The organism is Ktedonobacter racemifer DSM 44963 (assembly GCF_000178855.1).
Classification (GTDB): domain Bacteria; phylum Chloroflexota; class Ktedonobacteria; order Ktedonobacterales; family Ktedonobacteraceae; genus Ktedonobacter; species Ktedonobacter racemifer.
The window spans coordinates 2,503,309-2,520,510 of record NZ_ADVG01000004.1; the positions used below are offsets into that span (position 1 = coordinate 2,503,309).

A 17,202-nucleotide genomic window follows, 5' to 3' on the forward strand; every position below is an offset into this window, starting at 1 on the left:
AAGTAATATGGGAAAGTCTCAATTAACACCCAATCTGAAGTTTAGTCATGTGGCCTCTGACGAGCGCATTGCAAAAACCGCCGAGGCCCTCACCGTCAATGGCATGCAGACCTTCGTAGTCGCCAATGCCGAGGAGGCACGGAAGAAAGTATTTGAACTGATCCCCAAGGGCGCTGAGGTTTACAATGCGCCGTCTCGCACACTTGATCAAATTGGTGCCTCGGCTGAGATCGAATCATCCGGTCGCTATGATGTCGTGCGCAATCGCTTGGTCGACCTCGATCAGGAGGGACAGGAACGTGCGAAACGTCAGTTGGGTGCCGCTCCTGATGTGCTTGTCGCGAGTGTCCACGCCATTACAGAACAGGGCCAGTTGGTGATTGCTTCAGCGGGCGGAAGCCAGATGGCACCTGGTGTGTCTGGAGCAGCGAAGGTTATCTATGTAGTCGGCGCTCAGAAACTGGTTGCTCATCTCGATGAAGGGTTCCGCCGCATTCATGAGTACACGCTGCCACTTGAAGACGAGCGTGCTCTGAATACCTATGGCGTCAATAGCGCGGTGAATAAACTGCTGATCATCAATCGAGAGATGGTGCTGGGGCGCATTTCTCTTATTCTGGTCAAAGAGAACCTTGGCTTCTAAACCCATCCTAGTACAGCTTCTTAACGTGTTACTCTCTAACGGGGTCGTAACATTTTTCCGTACACGAATCCCCGCTAAGCCTGGCTTAGCGGGGATTCGTGTACGGAAAAATGTTACGACCCCAAGTAGTGACAAAGTGTCCGAAATGAGTGACACTGAATGGGCTATTGGTTGAGAAAGGTGATTATCTCCGTAGCTATCCTGTCAAAACAGTGTGCTTTCGTCGATACTCTCCAGGGGTAATACCTATAACTCTTGGACTTCCCCCAAAGAACCGCTCCAACTCAGATTTCACAGAAGAGTACCACTGAGAAGTGGTGAGCAAAAAGGAGCAACATCATGACTCAGCAAGTTTTCGGTCCAGAAATCAAACTGCACATTGTCCGATAACTGGTGAGTGGCGAGAAATATCTCAGCCAACTCAGCCGAGAATACAAGGTGTCTCATACTGCGATCAGCAACTGGCGCGAAGCCTATCAGGCCAAAGGCGAAGCAGCCTTTTTCAGCAGCGAGACCCAGGAGCGCTCCGTTGAGGTGCTCGAAGGGCGCGTCGCCGAACTGGAACGCTTTTGCGGCCAACTCGCGTTGGAGAACACCGTGCTAAAAAAAGCCTTGCATCTGCTTCCGTCCAGCAACGCCACCAGGTGATCGATCGCTTACGGGAGCAGATGCAAGAGCTTTCGGTGCGACAACTCTGTGCGTGGCTTGGCGTCAATCGGCGCTGGTACTATGAGCATCAACAGCAGCAAGCCAGACGTGGCGAGCAAGAAGCCAGGGTCCGCCAGGCGATGGAACAGGTCATTCTCGCGTTTCCCGGCTACGGCTATCGGCGCGTCACCCGCGCGTTGCAGCGGGCAGGCACCAGGATCAACCACAAACGGGTGCGGCGCATCATGCACGAGTACTCCTGGCTCTGCCGAAGCAAACGACGAACGGTGCAAACGACCAATTCGCGGCATCAGTACCGCCGCTCTCCCAACCTCGTCGCCAATCGCCAGTTTGATGCTCCCGATCGGTGTTGGGTGGCGGATCTGATATATATCCGTTTGCCCAAAGAGTTCGTCTACCTGGCTTGCATTCTCGACGCCTATTCGCGCAAGTGCATCGGCTGGAGCCTGCGACGGGGGCTGGATCACTCGTTGACCCTGGCGACCTTAGAGATGGCTCTCCAGTCTTGCGAGGTGCGCCCCGGACTGATCCATCATTGCGACCAGGGGGTGCAGTATGCCAACACAGCCTACGTGCATCGTCTCTTCGAGGTCGGAGCCTGCGTGAGCATGGCTGCCACGGGGAATCCGTATCAGAATGCTCGGGCCGAGAGCTTCATGAAGACCCTTAAAACTGAGGAAGTCTACGTGAATGATTACCAAACCCTGGAAGAAGCCTCAGACAATATCGGGGACTTCTTCCAGGTGGTCTACAACCAGCGGCGGCTTCATTCCAGTCTGGGATATCGGCCCCCTGACGAGTTTGAGCTTTTGTGTGCTCAGGGCCTCCTTGAGTGATATCTCTACTGGAGTGGTTTCTCGGGTCCAATCCAGATAATGTAGTATACATTTTTGATCTGGAGAGCTTGATAGCCTTCTTCTTCTGAAGCAAAAGCGAGACGGAAAAACATTTTTCTCGCTTTCCCGTCTCGCTTTTTTGCTTCCTTCTTACTTTCTAAGTCGCAAAGCCGCGCTGACGATGGACCGATTGCTACGTAATTGCGAACTCGTCAGATATGCCTCAAATAGCGCCTGTTGCAGACCAGTATGATATGTTGGGTATGGATGAATAGTGGCAAACATAGTAGAGACAGTCAGGTGATTTTGCATTGCCAGCGCAATCTCTCCAAGCAATTCTCCTGCGTGTGCACCCACCATATGCGCCCCTACGATCTCCTCTTTCTTGCCCGCCAGTATAAGTTTAATAAACCCGGTCGTTGCATGCTCTGTCTGCGCCCGGTCGATGTCTGCCCAGGGAAAAGTGACGACGCGAACCTGGCGGTGGCGTTGCCGCGCTTCAGTATATGTCAGTCCAATATGAGCCGCCTCCGGGTCCGTAAATGTACACCAGGGAACAACACGATAGTCAACCTTCTTTTTACCCACGGGCAACAGAGCATTCCGCACTGCAACTCCGGCCTGATAGGCTGCAACATGCGTAAAAAGATAGCCCCCGATGACATCACCAAGAGCAAAAATATTTGCAACGGAAGTCCGGAGATAGTCGTTAACCTTGATGCCTTGTTCATTGTAGGTGACACCAATTGTGTCGAGATTCAACCCACCAACATTTGGCTGACGACCCGCGGCGAGGAGAATCTCATCAGCTTCAAACACTACCATCTGTTCTCCCTGTTTCACCATGACACTCTTCTTCCCGCCATGGCGTTCCGCTCTCAGCACGCGCGCATTTGTCACTACCTGCACGTTTTCAAGCTGGAGCGCTTCAGCGATAGCCACTGAAACTTCAGGCTCCTCTCGTGGTAAAATTCGTTCCGGTCCTTGAATAAGAGTAATCTGGACACCTAAGCGTGCCAGCGCCTGCCCAAGCTCGACGCCCACCGGTCCACCGCCCACAATGAGGAGTGATGCTGGCAGGTTGGTCAATTGAAACACATCTTCGTTCGTCAGGTAGCCAATTTCTGCTAACCCTTCTATTGGCAAACGAGCAGGGTGTGAACCAGTTGCAATGATTGTTGCACGACTAGTTATTTGCTCATCATTGATGAGCAACGCTGTTGGAGACTGAAAGGAAACCGTTCCAAATTTGACGGTTACATCATCAGTATAGACTTGCTCTGCATCTTGTACCTGTTTGATGACGCCCTGAATAGATTCGGCAACCCGTGCCATGTCAATCTCTACGTTATCAGATGTCAATCCCAGACGGGTAGCAGTTCTGGCTTGATAGACCTGACGTGCTACATGAATCAAACTTTTACTTGGCACACATCCAGTGTACAGGCAATCTCCACCAAGGCGCTCTTTATCAATCAATAAAACCCGTGCACCTAGAGATGCTGCGACTCGAGCCGCAGTCAATCCACCCGACCCTCCTCCAAGAATGGTCAGATCATAATCCATTGAAGTCATATCGAACTTCCTCTTTTCTCTTCACAGAGGTTGCGCAGTCGGTCTATCTCATAGCAGCGATGGCCTGCAATACACCACCAATAATGCTGCATAGTATGATGAACCACACCCACTTGCCACCATGACGCTTGCGCGCCTCTACAGGAGTAACTAACTTAAACCAGCGCGCAGTCGAGGGACGAGTCATACGCCAGACGATCAAGGGAGAGATGATAACAAGGATTATCTCGGCGACTATCGGCCAGAAGTTGCCAACGGCGATACTTTGATACAGGTTGATGAGTCCTACAATACCAGCCAGTGAGAGTAACACACTGACAACTATCTGTATTATGCGCGCCCAGTTGCGACCACTGCGTACCATCTCACCAAACCAGGCAAAGACACAGGCTGCGAGCAATGCAACAACAAAAAATAGTATGTTGCCGATAGGTGAGTTGGGGCCAGCCATTTTCATCATATTAGCCTGGTTGGAATGGCTAAAAAGCGCAAAGACTGGCGTTAATACGGTTTGCACGGTCAGCCCCCAGTCAACGGCAACAGCCATACCAATCCCCCCGGGAGCGAGCAGCTCTTCTGTAGCATTTTCTTTTACGTTCGATGTTTGTGTTTTCAACGATGTTTTCTCCTTTATTATTTATAACCGCAATCAGGTTTTGATGACACAGGTGATCAAAGTTGACGTTCTTGCTCAATCTCGTAAAACATTATAAATTCTACTATATCTTACCTGTATTCCTTCTCGGTTGCCAATGTCATCCTTTCTATTAACGTATTTATGTTAGGTAGTCACAAAAAAATCGCGTAAGTAGTATCTCCACCCAGACTGTGCGACAATAGCGAGAGAAGATAATTTGCTGACAGACAATCTAAAAAATGCGATAGCCCTCCGGATAGTAACGCAAAAAAAAGTAGTAGTAGAAATATTTCTTATGCAACAGAACCCTGAACAGACATTTGTCGTTGACTTGCTAACAACGCTCCGCCAGAGTCGTTTCAGCCTGCGAGGCTGGTTCATCTTCTTTCAACGCTCCTGGCTGATGTCTTACCAAACCGCAAACGCCAACCCCTCATTGAAACAATCATGGCAACGAGTAACGTGGCTCATTGCGCTGCTAGCTCTGATAATGCTGATTGGGAATGGTCTGTTTGCAGGATTAGCCAATACTTTACACATGTTACCTGGATTCCTCTTTTGTATCGCATGGCAACAATATGACCTGTTCTGGCATCTTGGCCTCAATCGATCAGTACAAAATGGCAAACTGCTACCAAACATCGGGGTAGCCAATACCCTCACCTGGTTACGTGGATTAGGCGCATCATATCTACTCGGTAAGCTTATAGGCGGCCTGGCAATACCATCAAGATTGGCCCTCGCAATCTTCCTATGTGGTATAGCGACCGATATCCTCGATGGACACATTGCCCGGAGCACAAAGACGCAGAGTAAATTGGGCCAGATTGCTGACGGCGAAACAGATTTCTGCCTCTACTTATCACTTACGGTGATCCTGATTCAAAACGGTGCGTTACCACTCTGGGTCGGAACCATCATGCTTTTACGCTTCTTGCTTCCGCTGGCGGCAGCCTTGGTGAGTTATCTGGTGTTTGCCTATCCTATACGCTTCGGCTCAACGCAATGGGGCAAATTCGCCGGGCTGGCGCAATGCCTCTACTTTCTTGTATTACTCGTGCCAGCACCTCTCACTACCTTCACCCATCTCCTGAACGTCCCACTACTTAGTATCACTATCTGTTTGCTCGTAGCCGCACCTGTAGCACAGTTTATAGCGAATGTGCGATCATGACCTTTCTCATGGCTATTCTCGCCTGCCGAGAATAGCTCCATCAAAGCCATTCTCGGCAGGCGCTAAAGGACAGACCCAGCGATCACTACTACTGACCTCGTCCAACTAAACTTCACCAAGTGCATAAGAAAAACAACGTTGAAGGATATCGCGTCGATGACGCAGGCGCTCTTTGGCACGCACAAGCTCTTGGTTGAGGTGAGTGAGATCCTGGCAACACAGGTTTTTGAGTTCGCGGCGTTTGAGGAGATTCCACACGTATTCCTGAGGATTGAGGTCAGGAGCATAGCCAGGCAACCGCTCGAGATGCACCCGTTTCCCTATTAGACTGGAGAGAAAGGTTTTGATCACATTCGCGCGATGGATTGGCGAGCCATCCCAAATAATGAGCAACTTGCCTGAGATCTTGCGGAGTAAGGCTCGTAAAAATCGTACGACCTCTTCGGCTCTATAGGCGTGCTCTTGTGTTTGCATGAAGATTCGCCCCTCTTGGGTGATGCCTCCAATTGTCGAGAGATGATCGCTGGTCAACTTGACACGCACTGTCGGGGTCTGTCCTCTCGGGGAGTAGGTTCTTACTATCATCGGCAGAAGATAAAAGCCTGATTCGTCTACAAAAACGATTGTTCGCCTTTCTTGTGCGGCTTTTTTTCAGAGCAGGCCACTCATGTTCTTTCCAGTCTTCAATTGCCTCCTCATTACGTTGTGTTGCTCGTTCCACCGTTTTTTGTATACTGTACCCCATCTCGCGGACAAGCGACCACAATGGTCGGGATGATAGCTCACCTTGAACTCTCGTTTGATCACTTGGGCCAGTCTTCGACTATTCCAGACCTCCCCGACAAACCCATAGGCTGGTGCTCCTTTCGCCAACAACGTCGGAATGTGCGCCTTCTGTTCAGCCGTCAAGCGAGGTGTCGCTCCTTTTGCAGGATGCGCTTTGAGGGCTTTTTCTCCCCCTTCTCTTCCTTGTTTGATCCATTGGCTCACGGCTCCTTCGCTCACTCCCAATGCCACGGCACTATCTTTTTGTTTCCATCCCTCATGTTTGAGGACCCAGGCGCGTTTGCGCCTTTCTTCTCGCCAATCGGCTTTCCCTACTCATTCTTTACCTCTCTCTGTCGAGGTCAGTAAGTACGGTCACACAAGTTTTGCAGCATGAGAACCAATAATTAACAAGATTTTCCCCGGAAATTGATTATAGCGGTTGAAGAAATCCTGAGCTGCTGTCAGCAAAGCTTGCATCGTCTCAAAGAGTTCACAATGGGTGACTTCCCGACGAAAATGTCGCCAAAGCATCTCGATGGAATTGAGCCAGGGGCTGTAGGTCGGTAAGTACAATAGGACTAATCGTCCCTCAGCTGCCTGAACAACCACATCTACTTCCTCATCCTCATGCGTGTTGGCATTGTCCCAAGCTACATAGATCGTTTCCATCGGATGTTTCTCAGCCAGGGCTTTCAGCAATTGCGCAATCTCCTGGCGTCGCTTGTGAGATTGGAACAGGACCACAGTTTCGCCAGTGTAATAATTGACGGCACCAATGCCGTAAGAGGTGGCTTGCTGACCAGGTGTGTGGATCATCACCTGCTGTCCCTTTGGACTCCATAACGCACGTAAGGTTGGCAGCAGACTCACATTGAACTCATCCGCATAATAGAAGACTTCTCCTTCTTTGACTCCATCTCGGACCTCTTCAATAGTCTTCTTTTTGACTGCATAATCAGGGTCAGGGCTACTAATGGTGTGTTGAGGCTGGCTAAAAACAATCTCATGAGCTGCCAGACGACGACGAATCGTCTCAGAGGAGGCAGTGATGCCTGTGTGCTCAGCCATGTAATCGGCTAAGCGTTGGAGGGTTCACATCGAATACGGCTGCTCGGAGACTACGAGGTCGCCGTCGAACGGCTTCGAGTAACTGCTCTTCATATGTCTTCGTTGTTTTCGAAGGTGCGCCTGTCCTGGGCCGATCTTGCAATCCTTCGATCCCCAAAACCAGGTAGCGTTTGAGCCAACGTTGTATCGTCTCATCGTTTTCACGGACAATAGCTGCAATACGTGGAGCTGTAAAGTACTGTTCACAAGCTAGCAACACAATTTGGGTACGTGTGCGCATTCTTACATCTTTTGTGCATCGATAGACTTCTGCTAACTCGGTCTGCTGTGCTTCTGTCAATTCAGGCATCTGAAGCGCTTTCATGGTTCCCTCCTGCTCAGAGTATACCTGATACCGCAGAACTTGTGTGGTTGTACTTAGTGCATTCTGACGAAAGGTCATAGGAAATGTGGTATCATAGAGGGCATGAAAGCCCCCATTTTTATTCGACCACTGACCAAAGACGAACACAGCCAGATCCAGGCGGGGTTGCGTTCGTCCAATGCCTTCGTGTTGCGACGCAGCCAAATATTGCTCGCGTCTGCCCGTGGGGAGCGCGCCCCCGCTATCGCCAAGTATCTGGGCTGCGACGACCAGACCGTTCGCAATGCGATCAAAGGCTTCAATATAGCTGGACTCACCGTGCTCAAAGAGGGGTCTTCGCGTCCCCATCGACTCCGAACGACCTTCACCATCGAAGCGGCCGAGCGGTTGAAAGCGCTCTTGCACCGCAGTCCCCACGACTTTGGACTCGACCGTGGCCTGTGGACCTTGGAACTGGCGGCCAAGATCAGTTTCGAGCAGGGCATTATCCCCCACAAAACGTCGGTGGCGAGCGTGCGCCGAGCGCTCCAAAGCTTAGGGACCAATTGGAAGCGTGCCAAACACTGGATTACCAGCCCCGACCCCCAGTACCAGCAAAAAAAAACGCACGCGATCGGCTGATGGCCTGGGCGAGCACCCAACCAGGCTGGGTCATCGGGTTTGTGGACGAGGTGTGGTGGAGCAGGTTCGCTCTTCCTCGTCTGTCCGCCTGGCAAGGGAAAGATCAACCCGTGCGCTTGGTGGAACAGACGTGGCAAAAAGGTGATCCTGATCCCAAAGCTCTCGCCTGTTATGGAGTATTGTGGCAACAGGGACCGATCGATGATCCGATTCGCAAACAGATGTCGCTGCGCTTCGTGACCGGACGCCCCGTCAGCGCCATCACCACCCAATTTCTGGAGTGGTGTTGCACTCGACTACAAGCTCAAAACAAGACTTCTTGGCTGCTGATCTGGGATAATGCCTCCTTTCACGTGAGCAAGATGGTGCGGACCTGGATCAGAGAGCACAACAGCCTGGTCAAAGCCGAGGGCAAGGGCGTGCGTATTCTGCCTTTGTTTCTGCCCACGAAAAGCCCTTGGCTCAATCCCATTGAGCCCAAATGGGTCCATGCCAAACGCAATGTAGTCGAACATGATGGGCTGCTTACCGCCAAACAGCTTGCCGCACGAGTCTGTGCCTACTTTGGATGTTCCTATGAGCCACATCTTGTTCTTTCCGAAAAGGTTTCGTAATTATGCATTAGGAACAAGAAGGATTATACGCATAGTTAAAAGGGAAGGTTGCGCAAGCCATGAAAATTTCAGAGAGTACCAATAGATTTTGATTGTTCCTCTGCGGCGACTATTGCATAACCAAATTGTTGCGCCTTTATAGCTGTTGCCGCAGCTTTTGCCATCTTTTTGGCCTCCTCAAAGTTGATTTCCATAGGAAGCTGGAGCTTTTTGAGCTTTACCAGTAACTCTGTTCCCAGGAGTTTCCCCTGGATGTTTCGCACCATGTCGGATAAGGCATCGTCATGCTGCTCTACTAGAGACTGTATGTAAAGCGGTAAAATTGAAAGGGAGAGGAGTGTCAAAGAAACTGAGCAGGGACGTTTATCTCAAGCAGGAGGACTTCCATGAGATGGCGTGCCTATCCCGCGCGATATGAGTGATGAGGAATGGGCAATCTTGGAACCCTTGATCCCGCCCGCCAGGCTAGGTGGACGACCACGAGCGGTGAACATGAGGGAAATCGTGAATGCGATTCTGTATATCTTGAGAAGCGGTTGCCAATGGCGCATGCTTCCTCGTGAGTTCCCGCCCTGGTCAACCGTCTGGACCTACTTCCGTACGTGGTGCAGGAACGGGAGTTGGGAAAGGATGCATACTGTTCTGAGAGAGGCTCAAAGGAAACAGCAAGGGCGAGAACCTCCCCCCAGTGCCGCCATTCTCGACAGTCAAACGGTCAAGACGAGTCAAAAAGGGGGACCCGTGGCTATGATGGCGGCAAGAAAATAAACGGGCGAAAACGTCAGGTTCTCGTTGATACGTTGGGATTGATCCTGCATCTGAAGGTTCATACGGCAGATGTGCAAGATCGAGCAGCGGTTGCGTTCCTACAGGGGGTTCAAGCTCGCTATCCTCGCCTCGAGCACGTCTGGGTTGACCAAGGCTACACGGGAAGTGGGAAAACCTGGATAGAAGAGCATTTGGGGTGGAGCGTTACCGTCGTCCAACATCCCCCTCGTTCCCGAGGAGAGTGGGTTCCCATAGGCGACATCAATGATCTGGCTCATCTGCGCTTTGAGTGGCGACGACTTCCTCCTTTGCATACCGGTTTCCGAGGAGTCCTTCCGCGCCGCTGGGTGGTCGAACGGACCTTTGCTTGGCTCACCTTCTGCCGTCGGCTCTGCAAGGACTACGAGTTCTTGCCAGAAAGCAGCGAAAGTTGGATTTACGCGTCTCAGATCCGCTTGCTTCTGCGTCGCCTAGCGAGAGCCCCATCTTGAAGCCTTTACATACAGTCTCTAGTTGGACTGTCAAGCCTGCTTCTGTAAGATAGTGCACATAGTCCTCAAGCGGCTGTGCGTCAGCAATACAGGCAATCCATGCCAGCAGTCCTTGCAGATCTGCAGGAATATCACCCTTACGTGTAAGATCGCTCAACCCTACCCGTCCTCCTGGCCTCAGAACACGCACAAACTCAGAAGCCGCCATCGCTTTTTGGGGGAACGTACAGAATGCACACTCACAAAGAACCACATCAAAACTTGCCGCAGGTACCGGCAAGTTTTCGGCATCCCCCTGCTCAAACGTCACTAGATGGGCAACTCCTGTGGCCAGCACTGCCTGTGAGGCATTCTCTACAGCCACGCTGCTATACTCTATACCCAGGACACTACAACCGAAACGCTGTGCCAGATGAATCGCGCTTGCCCCCTGCCCGGCAGCGACATCCAGTACACGCTGATCAGATCCCAGGGAAAGTAGAGTCCCAAGATACTCGGTTAACGCTGTTCCCCCTGGATGGAATGAGTCACCAAGTAAGAGTCTGGCCCAATCACTCTGGTAGGGTTCTGTCAAAACTCAGAATACAGAAGCTCATCAAAGTCCAGGGCCTGCTGATCACAACTTGTCTCTTGCTATGAGGCTGCTTGGAGGAGTGCTTGCAAGGCCACAAGCCGATCGAGGAAAGCTCTTCGTCGTTCGGAGAGTGAGATCGATTCTCCCGTGATGGAGCGCGGACGGAGATAATTCCGTAACTCGTCAAAAGCAGAACAAAAACGTGCTGCCGCCTCAAATGTTCCAAATCCATGCATAGGATAGTACTGCTGTTTGATGTCTCGGTGGTCTTGTTCCAGACGATTGTTGAGGTACTTGTTCGTCCGATGCCGGACATGATTGCCCATGGTCTCGCGGATAGCTCGTGGATAGGAACGGTGCCCATCTGTTGTGACAGACTCTGGGGCATGCCCAACCACAGCAACTGCTTGATTGAAAAACCGCTGCGCTGCCTCCATATTTCGCTTCTCGCTCAACATGGAATCCACCAGATGACCGTCATGGTCGATGGCTCGGTAAAGATAACACCATTTGCCATGCACTTTGATGTACGTTTCATCAACATGCCAGGAAGTCCCGGCGTGGCCGTGTCGTCTTGCTCGCAATTGTTCGGCTATGAAAGGGGCAAAGCGTGTTTCCCATTCTCGAACAGTTTCATGCGTGAACACGAGGCCCCTCTCCAGAAACATTTCAGCCAGATCCCGCAGGCTCAACTTGTAGCGGAGTCGCCACAGGACAACGAGAAGAACCACATCGGTGGGATATTCCAGGAAATTGAACGGCGTTCCTGTGCGCTCGTTGAAGAGGCGCTTACATGCTGGGCAACGGAACGTGCGATAACCGAGCGTCGTCTTCTGGGTTTGCTCTTTGATGGTGGTTGAGGTGCAATGCGGGCAGTTCATGAAGTATTCCTTCTCCGATGAGTTCTTGTTTTTCTGAGGATACCTCACAAATGATCTCCATGACAAGCCTTCTTCCCAGTTCTGACAGAATCCTTCATTCGTTTTCATTCTGAGAGCATCCTTCTCGTGTTTTTGAGTTGAGTTGAGTGTAGATCACGGCGCTTTGTGGGCCCAAATTGGATAATTAAATGGGGGGCAAGACAGGTAAAAGAGGTATATTCAGCACTTAAAAAAGAACTCATCTCGCTCTACTGGCCGTTTCAGTCGCCTGGGCACACACCCATCGAATTGTCCAATTTTGGCCCACGAAGCAAATTTATTTACACTTAACGATCCATATATTGCTCGTGCGGCTCATTGCGTGCTGCCTCGAGAATCTTCTGGGCCACAGCTTCAGCACTATCGGGTTCTGGTCCGCCTTGTGGTGGGCGCAGCTGATTTGTCTTTGGAGTTGCTAAGCTATTTTTGCCGAAATTCGTTGCCGTTGCACGAGGCAACATCGTTGTTATGCGAATATTCTCTGAAGCTAATTCCTCTCGTGCAGTATCAGAGATCATATTAAGGGCAGCTTTTGTCGCGGCGTATGCACTAATGGCGGGCAGGTGCATTTTTGTAACAATCGAACTGACGTTGATGATCAGACCTCCGCCGTTTTGACGCATCTTTGGGATGATAGCCTGCATCGCTTCTACAGGGCCAAGCACATTGAGCTCAAAAATCTGGCGAAACTGATCGATATCTACATCAGCCACGTTGCCAAGCACGGTTTGTCCCGCATTATTGATGAGAATATCAATTCGTCCATACTGCTGAAAAACGCGGTCCACCAGAGCCTCAATCGCATCCTTATTGCGCAAATCGGTGGGAACCGCGATAGCCTCACGATGTTGCTCATGAAGCTCATTGACAATGGTAGTAAGGGTATCGGCAGAACGTGCCGCAAGTGCGACCTTTGCTCCGGCCTCCGCAAAGAGACGTGCGGTAGCCAGACCAATGCCTCCGGATGCACCTGTAATGAGAACGACTTTATCCTGAATATCCATAAGAAGAAATCCCCTTTCTCTTGAATAAAGAGCTGGTCCGATAGGAGTTCGCTAAGCTATTAGCCTTGTGGGGCGAAGCCGCTAAGCTTCCCCCATATCCGAGACACCGTCGCGGGACGTCTAACGCCTCGCCAAGGGCTCTGATAGCCTCGAAGGTTGTCCGCGACCGAATCGAGCAGAAATCGCGACTGCGCTTCTGAGAGCTTCACCTGGATTCAATTCGACCCAGTGGATTGGGACTCTCCTTCCAACTCTTTTGCGTATGGTATAATATTAGCGGAGCAATGCTCCGCTAATATTATACGGAACGATGCTCCGTTTTGTCAAGTGATTGTTTGAGGGAAGGAATAGATATTGTTAACTTATTGGTAAAAAGGAAAGATATTGATGAGCTCTAAGGGGAAAATCGCTGGAAAGGCGATGAGAAGTGGGAAGGTCTGTGTGGTTATGCGATTGGTTTAACGCCAGTGACCTCATTCCATTGCTGGAATCGGCTCTGCAAAATGGCGCGGTATTCCCCGGCATGCAACCGATGCCTTCGTAGTTGAAAATGTCCGGCGATGAGGCTAAAGGCGGAGAGAAAACGTTGGGCCTGTTTGGCCGATTTGAATTTCCGCATCTTCTTTTCACGCAGGCGCGTCGGTTGGTGAGAATTTTTCGCCCGGTTGTTGAGCCTTTTGTGCTGCCGGTGCTCTACGCCAGGCAGAATCTCGCGTTTGGCCGCGCCATAGCTCCTCAGCTTATCGGTAATGATTACACGAGGAACGTATTGCAACCCTTTGAGAAGTTTGCGGAAAAAGCGTTTCGCCGCGTGTGTGTTCCGCCAGCTCTGCACCAGGATATCTAGCACGTTGCCGTCCTGATCGACGGCTCGCCACAGATACGACCTTTTCCCATTGATGGTGAGAAAGACCTCATCCAGGTGCCACTTGTCCCCACACCGAGGGCGACGGCGGCGGAGTTCGTTCGCGTACGTCTGCCCAAACTTCAAGCACCACTGGCGCACGGTTTCGTAGGTCACGACGATTCCGCGCTGTGCCAGAAGCTCTTCGACATCGCGAAAACTGAGCGAGAAGCGGAAATATAGCCACACAGCATGGCTGATGATTTCAGGCGGAAAGCGGTAGCCTCTGTAATCGGGGGCAGTGGTGGTTGTTTTCATGAAGCCATGTTAGCACATTGTTCAGCTACGTTCCAAGTTGACAATATCAATTCATGGACAAACGCACATCAAAATTTCTGCGGTAGAAGGCTGCTACTGTGTATATTGCTGTAAAACAGGATAAAACTGCGAAGGCGCCTGCTCTTACATTAGGCTCATTCAGGAGCCTGAGAGGCTGCTCTCTACTGCTGAGTATTCCTTCTTTGGGAAGCGTACTCAACAAAAATTCCCCAAAAGCAAATCGCCCTGCCCCGCTTCTCAAGCGGAACAAGACAAATGTATTGCTGAGTGTGGTAGCGCATTCGGGAACCGCCAATACTCTTCCATTCTTCTCTGCCAGGCTCCTCAGCCTGCTCCAGAGGCCGATTGAATTCTCGGGTTCTCTCCAACTCGGTCGTTCTCCATCGGTTTTGTCGTCAAGGAAAAACAGGAAAGATGCAAGATACCAGAAGGCCGACGACCATTCCGATGAAACAACCGAGAGGAGAGAGCTTCTGCGAGGGATTTTCGCATGTCCACGAGCGAATATCCCTTACGCACATTCTCTTGAGAGTTATAAGCAATACAGAGAGAAATAGAATCTAGAGAAAGGGAAACGAACTGAGCATTCAGTAAGTCTCCTGTTTTTGTCCCCACACCACAAACACGCTGAACAACGTCTGCTGCCGTTCCCACTCCTGGATCAGCTGCTGACGCACCAGATTCGTACTCGCTGGTGAGACACCGAGTGCCTTCTGGTAACGGGGAACCAGGCTCTCATAAATGGAGAGCAAATCTTGCTGTAACATCGTTCCGATTCTGCCTCCCCACGCCCCGATAGGAATGTTATACACGCGACTTTCACAGGCCAGGCCATTTTGCTGGACAATCGCGCCTAATTGCGTGATCTGGTAGACATCGATGCCTGCGGGCTTCATTAAAGTATTACTCCAGGCTGACCACTGCGCCGTCGCAGCACCACTGTTGACAAAGGTAGACCCAGCCTCAACCATTTCTATCCAGCCACCAGCTTTCGTGACGCGGAGAAGCTCTCGAATCACGTCACCCCAACGGGCAAAGGGAATACCAGTGACCAGCAAACGTTGATGGACGAAATCAAAGGTTCCATCCAGAAAAGGCAAGCCTTGCAGGACGTTGCCGGCCTGAAAGTGATAGTTGAGCGGGGTGCTTGACTGGTGACCGGTAATATCCCGGCTCTCTTCCAGATCCACCCCGAAAACCTGAGCTTGGGGGAAATTTTGGGCCATTTCGATGGCCCAGCGGCCTGTCCCGGTTCCCACATCCAGAATCTGACTCCTCTCGCCAGGGTGAATGGGCGCGACATAATTGCCCATCAGCGCCTGGCGAAGGATAAAATGCTGGAAATCAAGGCGCTGGAGATCAGTCAGATCTTTCGGAAGCTGATAGGGCGCGTCTGGCGCATTCACGAACCGCCGTGTGCCAATATATTGCTCATTGACCGTTGCGGCGCTCAGAATGCTGCTGGGATCGGTGAGTACAGCCGTCTGCTGGGTCTTTGGGCGTTTGCGACGAAAAAACCATGCCATAAAATCGTGATTCCTACTTTCTCAAGATAAAATGGTGCGAAGATGCGTGATCTTGTAAGGAGAGCAGCGGCAGCTTGCCTGTCGCCTCCACTCACAATCCTGGCTAAGGAGAGCCAGGACGCCTCTTCTCGGCCAGAACAACGAAAAAGCGCGCTTGACTGCGTCTCGTCTGCCACTCATCCTGCAATTGAGTACGTACCGCCTGCAACTGGGTTGGAGCAATGCCGGAATATTGAGCATGTGCGGCAAAATCATCATAGACGGTCAGCATGTGACGCTGTAGGAGCAAACCAACCTGCCTTCCCCAGGCTCCAACAGGGAGGTCAATGACCGAGCTGCGACAGGTAAGCCCGACCTGCTGGACGAGTTCACCAAGGTGGCTACTTCGAGACAGATCGAGACCCGACCGCGCTGCCAGAGCTTCCCACCAGGAAAACCACTGTCTGGTCGCTGGCCCCTGATCGAGAAGCACAGTCCCTCCCTCGACCAGTTCGATCCACCCACCGGGACGTGTCACGCGCATCAGTTCGCGGAGAACAGCATACCATTGAGCCGGAGGAATGCTTGCGAGAAGAAAGCGTTGGTGCACGAAAGCAAAACATTCCTCACGGAAAGGCAAGTGCTTGAGAACATTTCCTGGTTGGAAATGATAATTTGCTGGGTGGTGGTTGTGTCTGTGTGATCTGGCCGAAGCATCCTGAGGTGCTTGCAGATCCAGACCGTAGACCTGTACGTTGGGCAGAGCCTCTGCCATCTCGATGGCCCAACAACCTGTCCCGGTGCCAACGTCGAGCATGCGGCTCTCTTTGCCAAAAGCAAGAGGTACCAGGGAGTTGCCTTTGAAGACCTGGCGAAAAAAATAGTGCAAATAATCCTCTGGACGGAGAGATGTGAGATCTATTGGTAAAAGATACGGTGCTTTCGGATCATTGAAGGCTTGGTCGCTGCTCGGAGGACGTTCGCCGAGAGCGCCAGGGGTTGAGAGGGTTCCGCGCTGAGCCAGATTTTCTTGAGACGGTGGTGGTTCATCAGAAACCCATCGCATACGCTCTTTTGGACCTTCCTTTCTACGATGCCGATAATAAATAGACATGTACGATTATACAATTATTTTCCAGTAGCACAATACATTGTTCGGAGCAATTCGTAAATCCTTTCAAGATGAAGAAGGAGAGATGTATCTCAAAAGAGAATCAAGGGCTTGCAAAATCCTTTACAATACTTTTTGCTCATGTCCTCACGTTATCTTACGGGAAACTGGTTCACCAAAAACCGAAGGGGAACCACGAGGTGGGAAAGTCATACAGATTGCACAACGAGATGAGGGGGGAACAGTGTCAAGTCATACGCTGATTACGGTTGGGGCATTTCGCATTCATTGGAAAAAACCACGAGTTGCGCAACGAGCGTGTCGAGGGAGTGACCCGTTAAGAAAAAGGCCGCTACAGCCTTGCGCACACGCTCTCGGTGGTGAGCAAGAACACCATCCTTCGTCGAGAAGCGAGGTACCTATGAACGATATCGCCGATACCTCGGTCCGCATCCAGACCTCTGCGGAAGATCGTCTCTTTGAGAAGAGAGCAAGATGGGAGAAGTTTGTTTCGTGCCCTCATGCTATGCTCCGAAAGCGAGCAACGTTCGTCATGTGGAGCCGAGCAGAGAAGAAACGCGCAGAGCTTTGTCGCGCACACATGAACACGAGATCCATAGGAGAGACCGGCGACATCGCCTTTCTCCCATCACCCAACAATTGATAAGGAGTGCTTT

The 17,202-nt window shown here is 51.3% G+C and carries 18 protein-coding genes and 2 pseudogenes; 8 read left to right on the forward strand and 12 right to left on the reverse strand.

Features of this window, described 5'->3' with window-relative positions; translation table 11 throughout:
• The first annotated feature begins 7 nt into the window (after positions 1-7).
• The 3 genes from KRAC_RS52830 to KRAC_RS52840 all read left to right on the forward strand — a co-directional run bounded on the left by KRAC_RS52830 (position 8) and on the right by KRAC_RS52840 (position 2,148).
• Entirely contained in the window at positions 8-643 is a 636-nt protein-coding gene (locus KRAC_RS52830; RefSeq protein WP_007921315.1) for an LUD domain-containing protein, read from the forward strand.
• Positions 644-1,081: 438 nt separating this feature from the next.
• Positions 1,082-1,291: a hypothetical protein gene (locus KRAC_RS52835; RefSeq protein WP_157508103.1), complete on the forward strand. Its 210-nt coding sequence runs from the start codon at positions 1,082-1,084 to the stop codon at positions 1,289-1,291.
• Positions 1,288-2,148, forward strand: coding sequence for an IS3 family transposase (locus KRAC_RS52840; RefSeq protein ID WP_007921318.1), 861 nt, complete (start codon positions 1,288-1,290; stop codon positions 2,146-2,148). Before KRAC_RS52835 ends, KRAC_RS52840 begins: the two co-directional genes overlap by 4 nt.
• Positions 2,149-2,298: 150 nt before the next feature.
• Here the strand turns inward: KRAC_RS52840 and KRAC_RS52845 are convergent, their stop codons facing one another.
• Entirely contained in the window at positions 2,299-3,723 is a 1,425-nt protein-coding gene (locus KRAC_RS52845) for a dihydrolipoyl dehydrogenase family protein (protein ID WP_007921322.1), read from the reverse strand.
• 43 nt (positions 3,724-3,766) lie between these two features.
• Positions 3,767-4,339 carry a hypothetical protein gene (locus tag KRAC_RS52850; protein ID WP_007921324.1) on the reverse strand — a complete coding sequence of 191 codons (573 nt, stop codon included), beginning with the start codon at positions 4,337-4,339 and terminating at the stop codon, positions 3,767-3,769.
• A gap of 316 nt (positions 4,340-4,655) precedes the next feature.
• On the opposite strand from KRAC_RS52850, the gene KRAC_RS52855 reads away from it, so the two are divergent.
• Positions 4,656-5,534, forward strand: a complete 879-nt coding sequence (locus KRAC_RS52855) for a CDP-alcohol phosphatidyltransferase family protein (RefSeq protein WP_007921332.1) — start codon at positions 4,656-4,658, stop codon at positions 5,532-5,534.
• A 105-nt stretch (positions 5,535-5,639) separates the two neighbouring features.
• Here KRAC_RS52855 and KRAC_RS77565 read toward each other — a convergent pair.
• The 4 genes and pseudogenes from KRAC_RS77565 to KRAC_RS73125 form a co-directional block, all read right to left on the reverse strand.
• Positions 5,640-6,170: pseudogene (locus KRAC_RS77565) on the reverse strand (IS630 family transposase); the annotation flags it as partial.
• Positions 6,171-6,185: 15 nt separating this feature from the next.
• Positions 6,186-6,605 (reverse strand): annotated as a pseudogene (locus KRAC_RS80490) (helix-turn-helix domain-containing protein); the annotation flags it as partial.
• A gap of 69 nt (positions 6,606-6,674) precedes the next feature.
• Positions 6,675-7,370, reverse strand: a complete 696-nt coding sequence (locus KRAC_RS52870; RefSeq protein ID WP_157508105.1) for an IS630 family transposase — start codon at positions 7,368-7,370, stop codon at positions 6,675-6,677.
• Positions 7,363-7,734 (reverse strand): helix-turn-helix domain-containing protein, encoded by a 372-nt coding sequence (locus KRAC_RS73125; RefSeq protein ID WP_075164604.1) that lies wholly within the window; start codon positions 7,732-7,734, stop codon positions 7,363-7,365. The genes KRAC_RS52870 and KRAC_RS73125 overlap by 8 nt, the downstream gene beginning before the upstream one ends.
• 102 nt (positions 7,735-7,836) lie before the next feature.
• On the opposite strand from KRAC_RS73125, the gene KRAC_RS52880 reads away from it, so the two are divergent.
• From KRAC_RS52880 to KRAC_RS69905, 3 genes are all read left to right on the forward strand, one after another.
• On the forward strand, positions 7,837-8,355 hold the full coding sequence (locus KRAC_RS52880; RefSeq protein WP_007907850.1) for a helix-turn-helix domain-containing protein: 519 nt from the start codon (positions 7,837-7,839) through the stop codon (positions 8,353-8,355).
• Positions 8,355-8,969 (forward strand): transposase, encoded by a 615-nt coding sequence (locus tag KRAC_RS52885; RefSeq protein WP_007906021.1) that lies wholly within the window; start codon positions 8,355-8,357, stop codon positions 8,967-8,969. The genes KRAC_RS52880 and KRAC_RS52885 overlap by 1 nt, the downstream gene beginning before the upstream one ends.
• Positions 8,970-9,383: 414 nt before the next feature.
• A protein-coding gene (locus KRAC_RS69905) for an IS5 family transposase (protein WP_476629973.1) occupies positions 9,384-10,228 on the forward strand; the annotation gives its coding sequence in 2 pieces (ribosomal slippage) (positions 9,384-9,699 and positions 9,699-10,228; 846 coding nt in all).
• Here the strand turns inward: KRAC_RS69905 and KRAC_RS52905 are convergent.
• From KRAC_RS52905 to KRAC_RS52930, 6 genes are all read right to left on the reverse strand, one after another.
• Positions 10,110-10,802 carry a class I SAM-dependent methyltransferase gene (locus tag KRAC_RS52905; RefSeq protein ID WP_244422566.1) on the reverse strand — a complete coding sequence of 231 codons (693 nt, stop codon included), beginning with the start codon at positions 10,800-10,802 and terminating at the stop codon, positions 10,110-10,112. The two genes, KRAC_RS69905 and KRAC_RS52905, sit on opposite strands and share 119 nt — an antisense overlap.
• Positions 10,803-10,861: 59 nt before the next feature.
• Positions 10,862-11,683 carry an IS6 family transposase gene (locus KRAC_RS52910; protein ID WP_040447587.1) on the reverse strand — a complete coding sequence of 274 codons (822 nt, stop codon included), beginning with the start codon at positions 11,681-11,683 and terminating at the stop codon, positions 10,862-10,864.
• A 326-nt stretch (positions 11,684-12,009) separates the two neighbouring features.
• Positions 12,010-12,726, reverse strand: coding sequence for an SDR family NAD(P)-dependent oxidoreductase (locus KRAC_RS52915; protein WP_007921336.1), 717 nt, complete (start codon positions 12,724-12,726; stop codon positions 12,010-12,012).
• Positions 12,727-13,171: 445 nt separating this feature from the next.
• Positions 13,172-13,888, reverse strand: coding sequence for an IS6 family transposase (locus KRAC_RS52920; RefSeq protein ID WP_007921337.1), 717 nt, complete (start codon positions 13,886-13,888; stop codon positions 13,172-13,174).
• 608 nt (positions 13,889-14,496) lie between these two features.
• Complete coding sequence (locus tag KRAC_RS52925) at positions 14,497-15,435, reverse strand: methyltransferase domain-containing protein (protein WP_007921339.1); 939 nt, start codon at positions 15,433-15,435, stop codon at positions 14,497-14,499.
• Between the two features lie 103 nt (positions 15,436-15,538).
• Complete coding sequence (locus tag KRAC_RS52930; protein ID WP_007921340.1) at positions 15,539-16,480, reverse strand: class I SAM-dependent methyltransferase; 942 nt, start codon at positions 16,478-16,480, stop codon at positions 15,539-15,541.
• 466 nt (positions 16,481-16,946) lie between these two features.
• On the opposite strand from KRAC_RS52930, the gene KRAC_RS52935 reads away from it, so the two are divergent.
• The gene (locus KRAC_RS52935) at positions 16,947-17,189 is read left to right on the forward strand and encodes a hypothetical protein (RefSeq protein WP_040447588.1); all 243 of its coding nucleotides are present in this window, start codon (positions 16,947-16,949) and stop codon (positions 17,187-17,189) included.
• Positions 17,190-17,202 lie beyond the last annotated feature (13 nt).

Bases quoted from the DNA above. Each gene is read 5' to 3' on its own strand.
- KRAC_RS52830 (WP_007921315.1), top strand. From the start codon at position 8: ATGGGAAAGTCTCAATTAACACCCAATCTGAAGTTTAGTCATGTGGCC.
- KRAC_RS73125 (WP_075164604.1), bottom strand. From the start codon at position 7,734: ATGAAAGCGCTTCAGATGCCTGAATTGACAGAAGCACAGCAGACCGAG.
- KRAC_RS52855 (WP_007921332.1), top strand. From the start codon at position 4,656: ATGCAACAGAACCCTGAACAGACATTTGTCGTTGACTTGCTAACAACG.
- KRAC_RS52925 (WP_007921339.1), bottom strand. From the start codon at position 15,435: ATGGCATGGTTTTTTCGTCGCAAACGCCCAAAGACCCAGCAGACGGCT.
- KRAC_RS52845 (WP_007921322.1), bottom strand. From the start codon at position 3,723: ATGACTTCAATGGATTATGATCTGACCATTCTTGGAGGAGGGTCGGGT.
- KRAC_RS52930 (WP_007921340.1), bottom strand. From the start codon at position 16,480: ATGCGATGGGTTTCTGATGAACCACCACCGTCTCAAGAAAATCTGGCT.
- KRAC_RS52880 (WP_007907850.1), top strand. From the start codon at position 7,837: ATGAAAGCCCCCATTTTTATTCGACCACTGACCAAAGACGAACACAGC.
- KRAC_RS52915 (WP_007921336.1), bottom strand. From the start codon at position 12,726: ATGGATATTCAGGATAAAGTCGTTCTCATTACAGGTGCATCCGGAGGC.
- KRAC_RS52885 (WP_007906021.1), top strand. From the start codon at position 8,355: ATGGCCTGGGCGAGCACCCAACCAGGCTGGGTCATCGGGTTTGTGGAC.
- KRAC_RS52920 (WP_007921337.1), bottom strand. From the start codon at position 13,888: ATGAAAACAACCACCACTGCCCCCGATTACAGAGGCTACCGCTTTCCG.
- KRAC_RS52935 (WP_040447588.1), top strand. From the start codon at position 16,947: ATGAACGATATCGCCGATACCTCGGTCCGCATCCAGACCTCTGCGGAA.
- KRAC_RS52910 (WP_040447587.1), bottom strand. From the start codon at position 11,683: ATGAACTGCCCGCATTGCACCTCAACCACCATCAAAGAGCAAACCCAG.
- KRAC_RS52870 (WP_157508105.1), bottom strand. From the start codon at position 7,370: ATGGCTGAGCACACAGGCATCACTGCCTCCTCTGAGACGATTCGTCGT.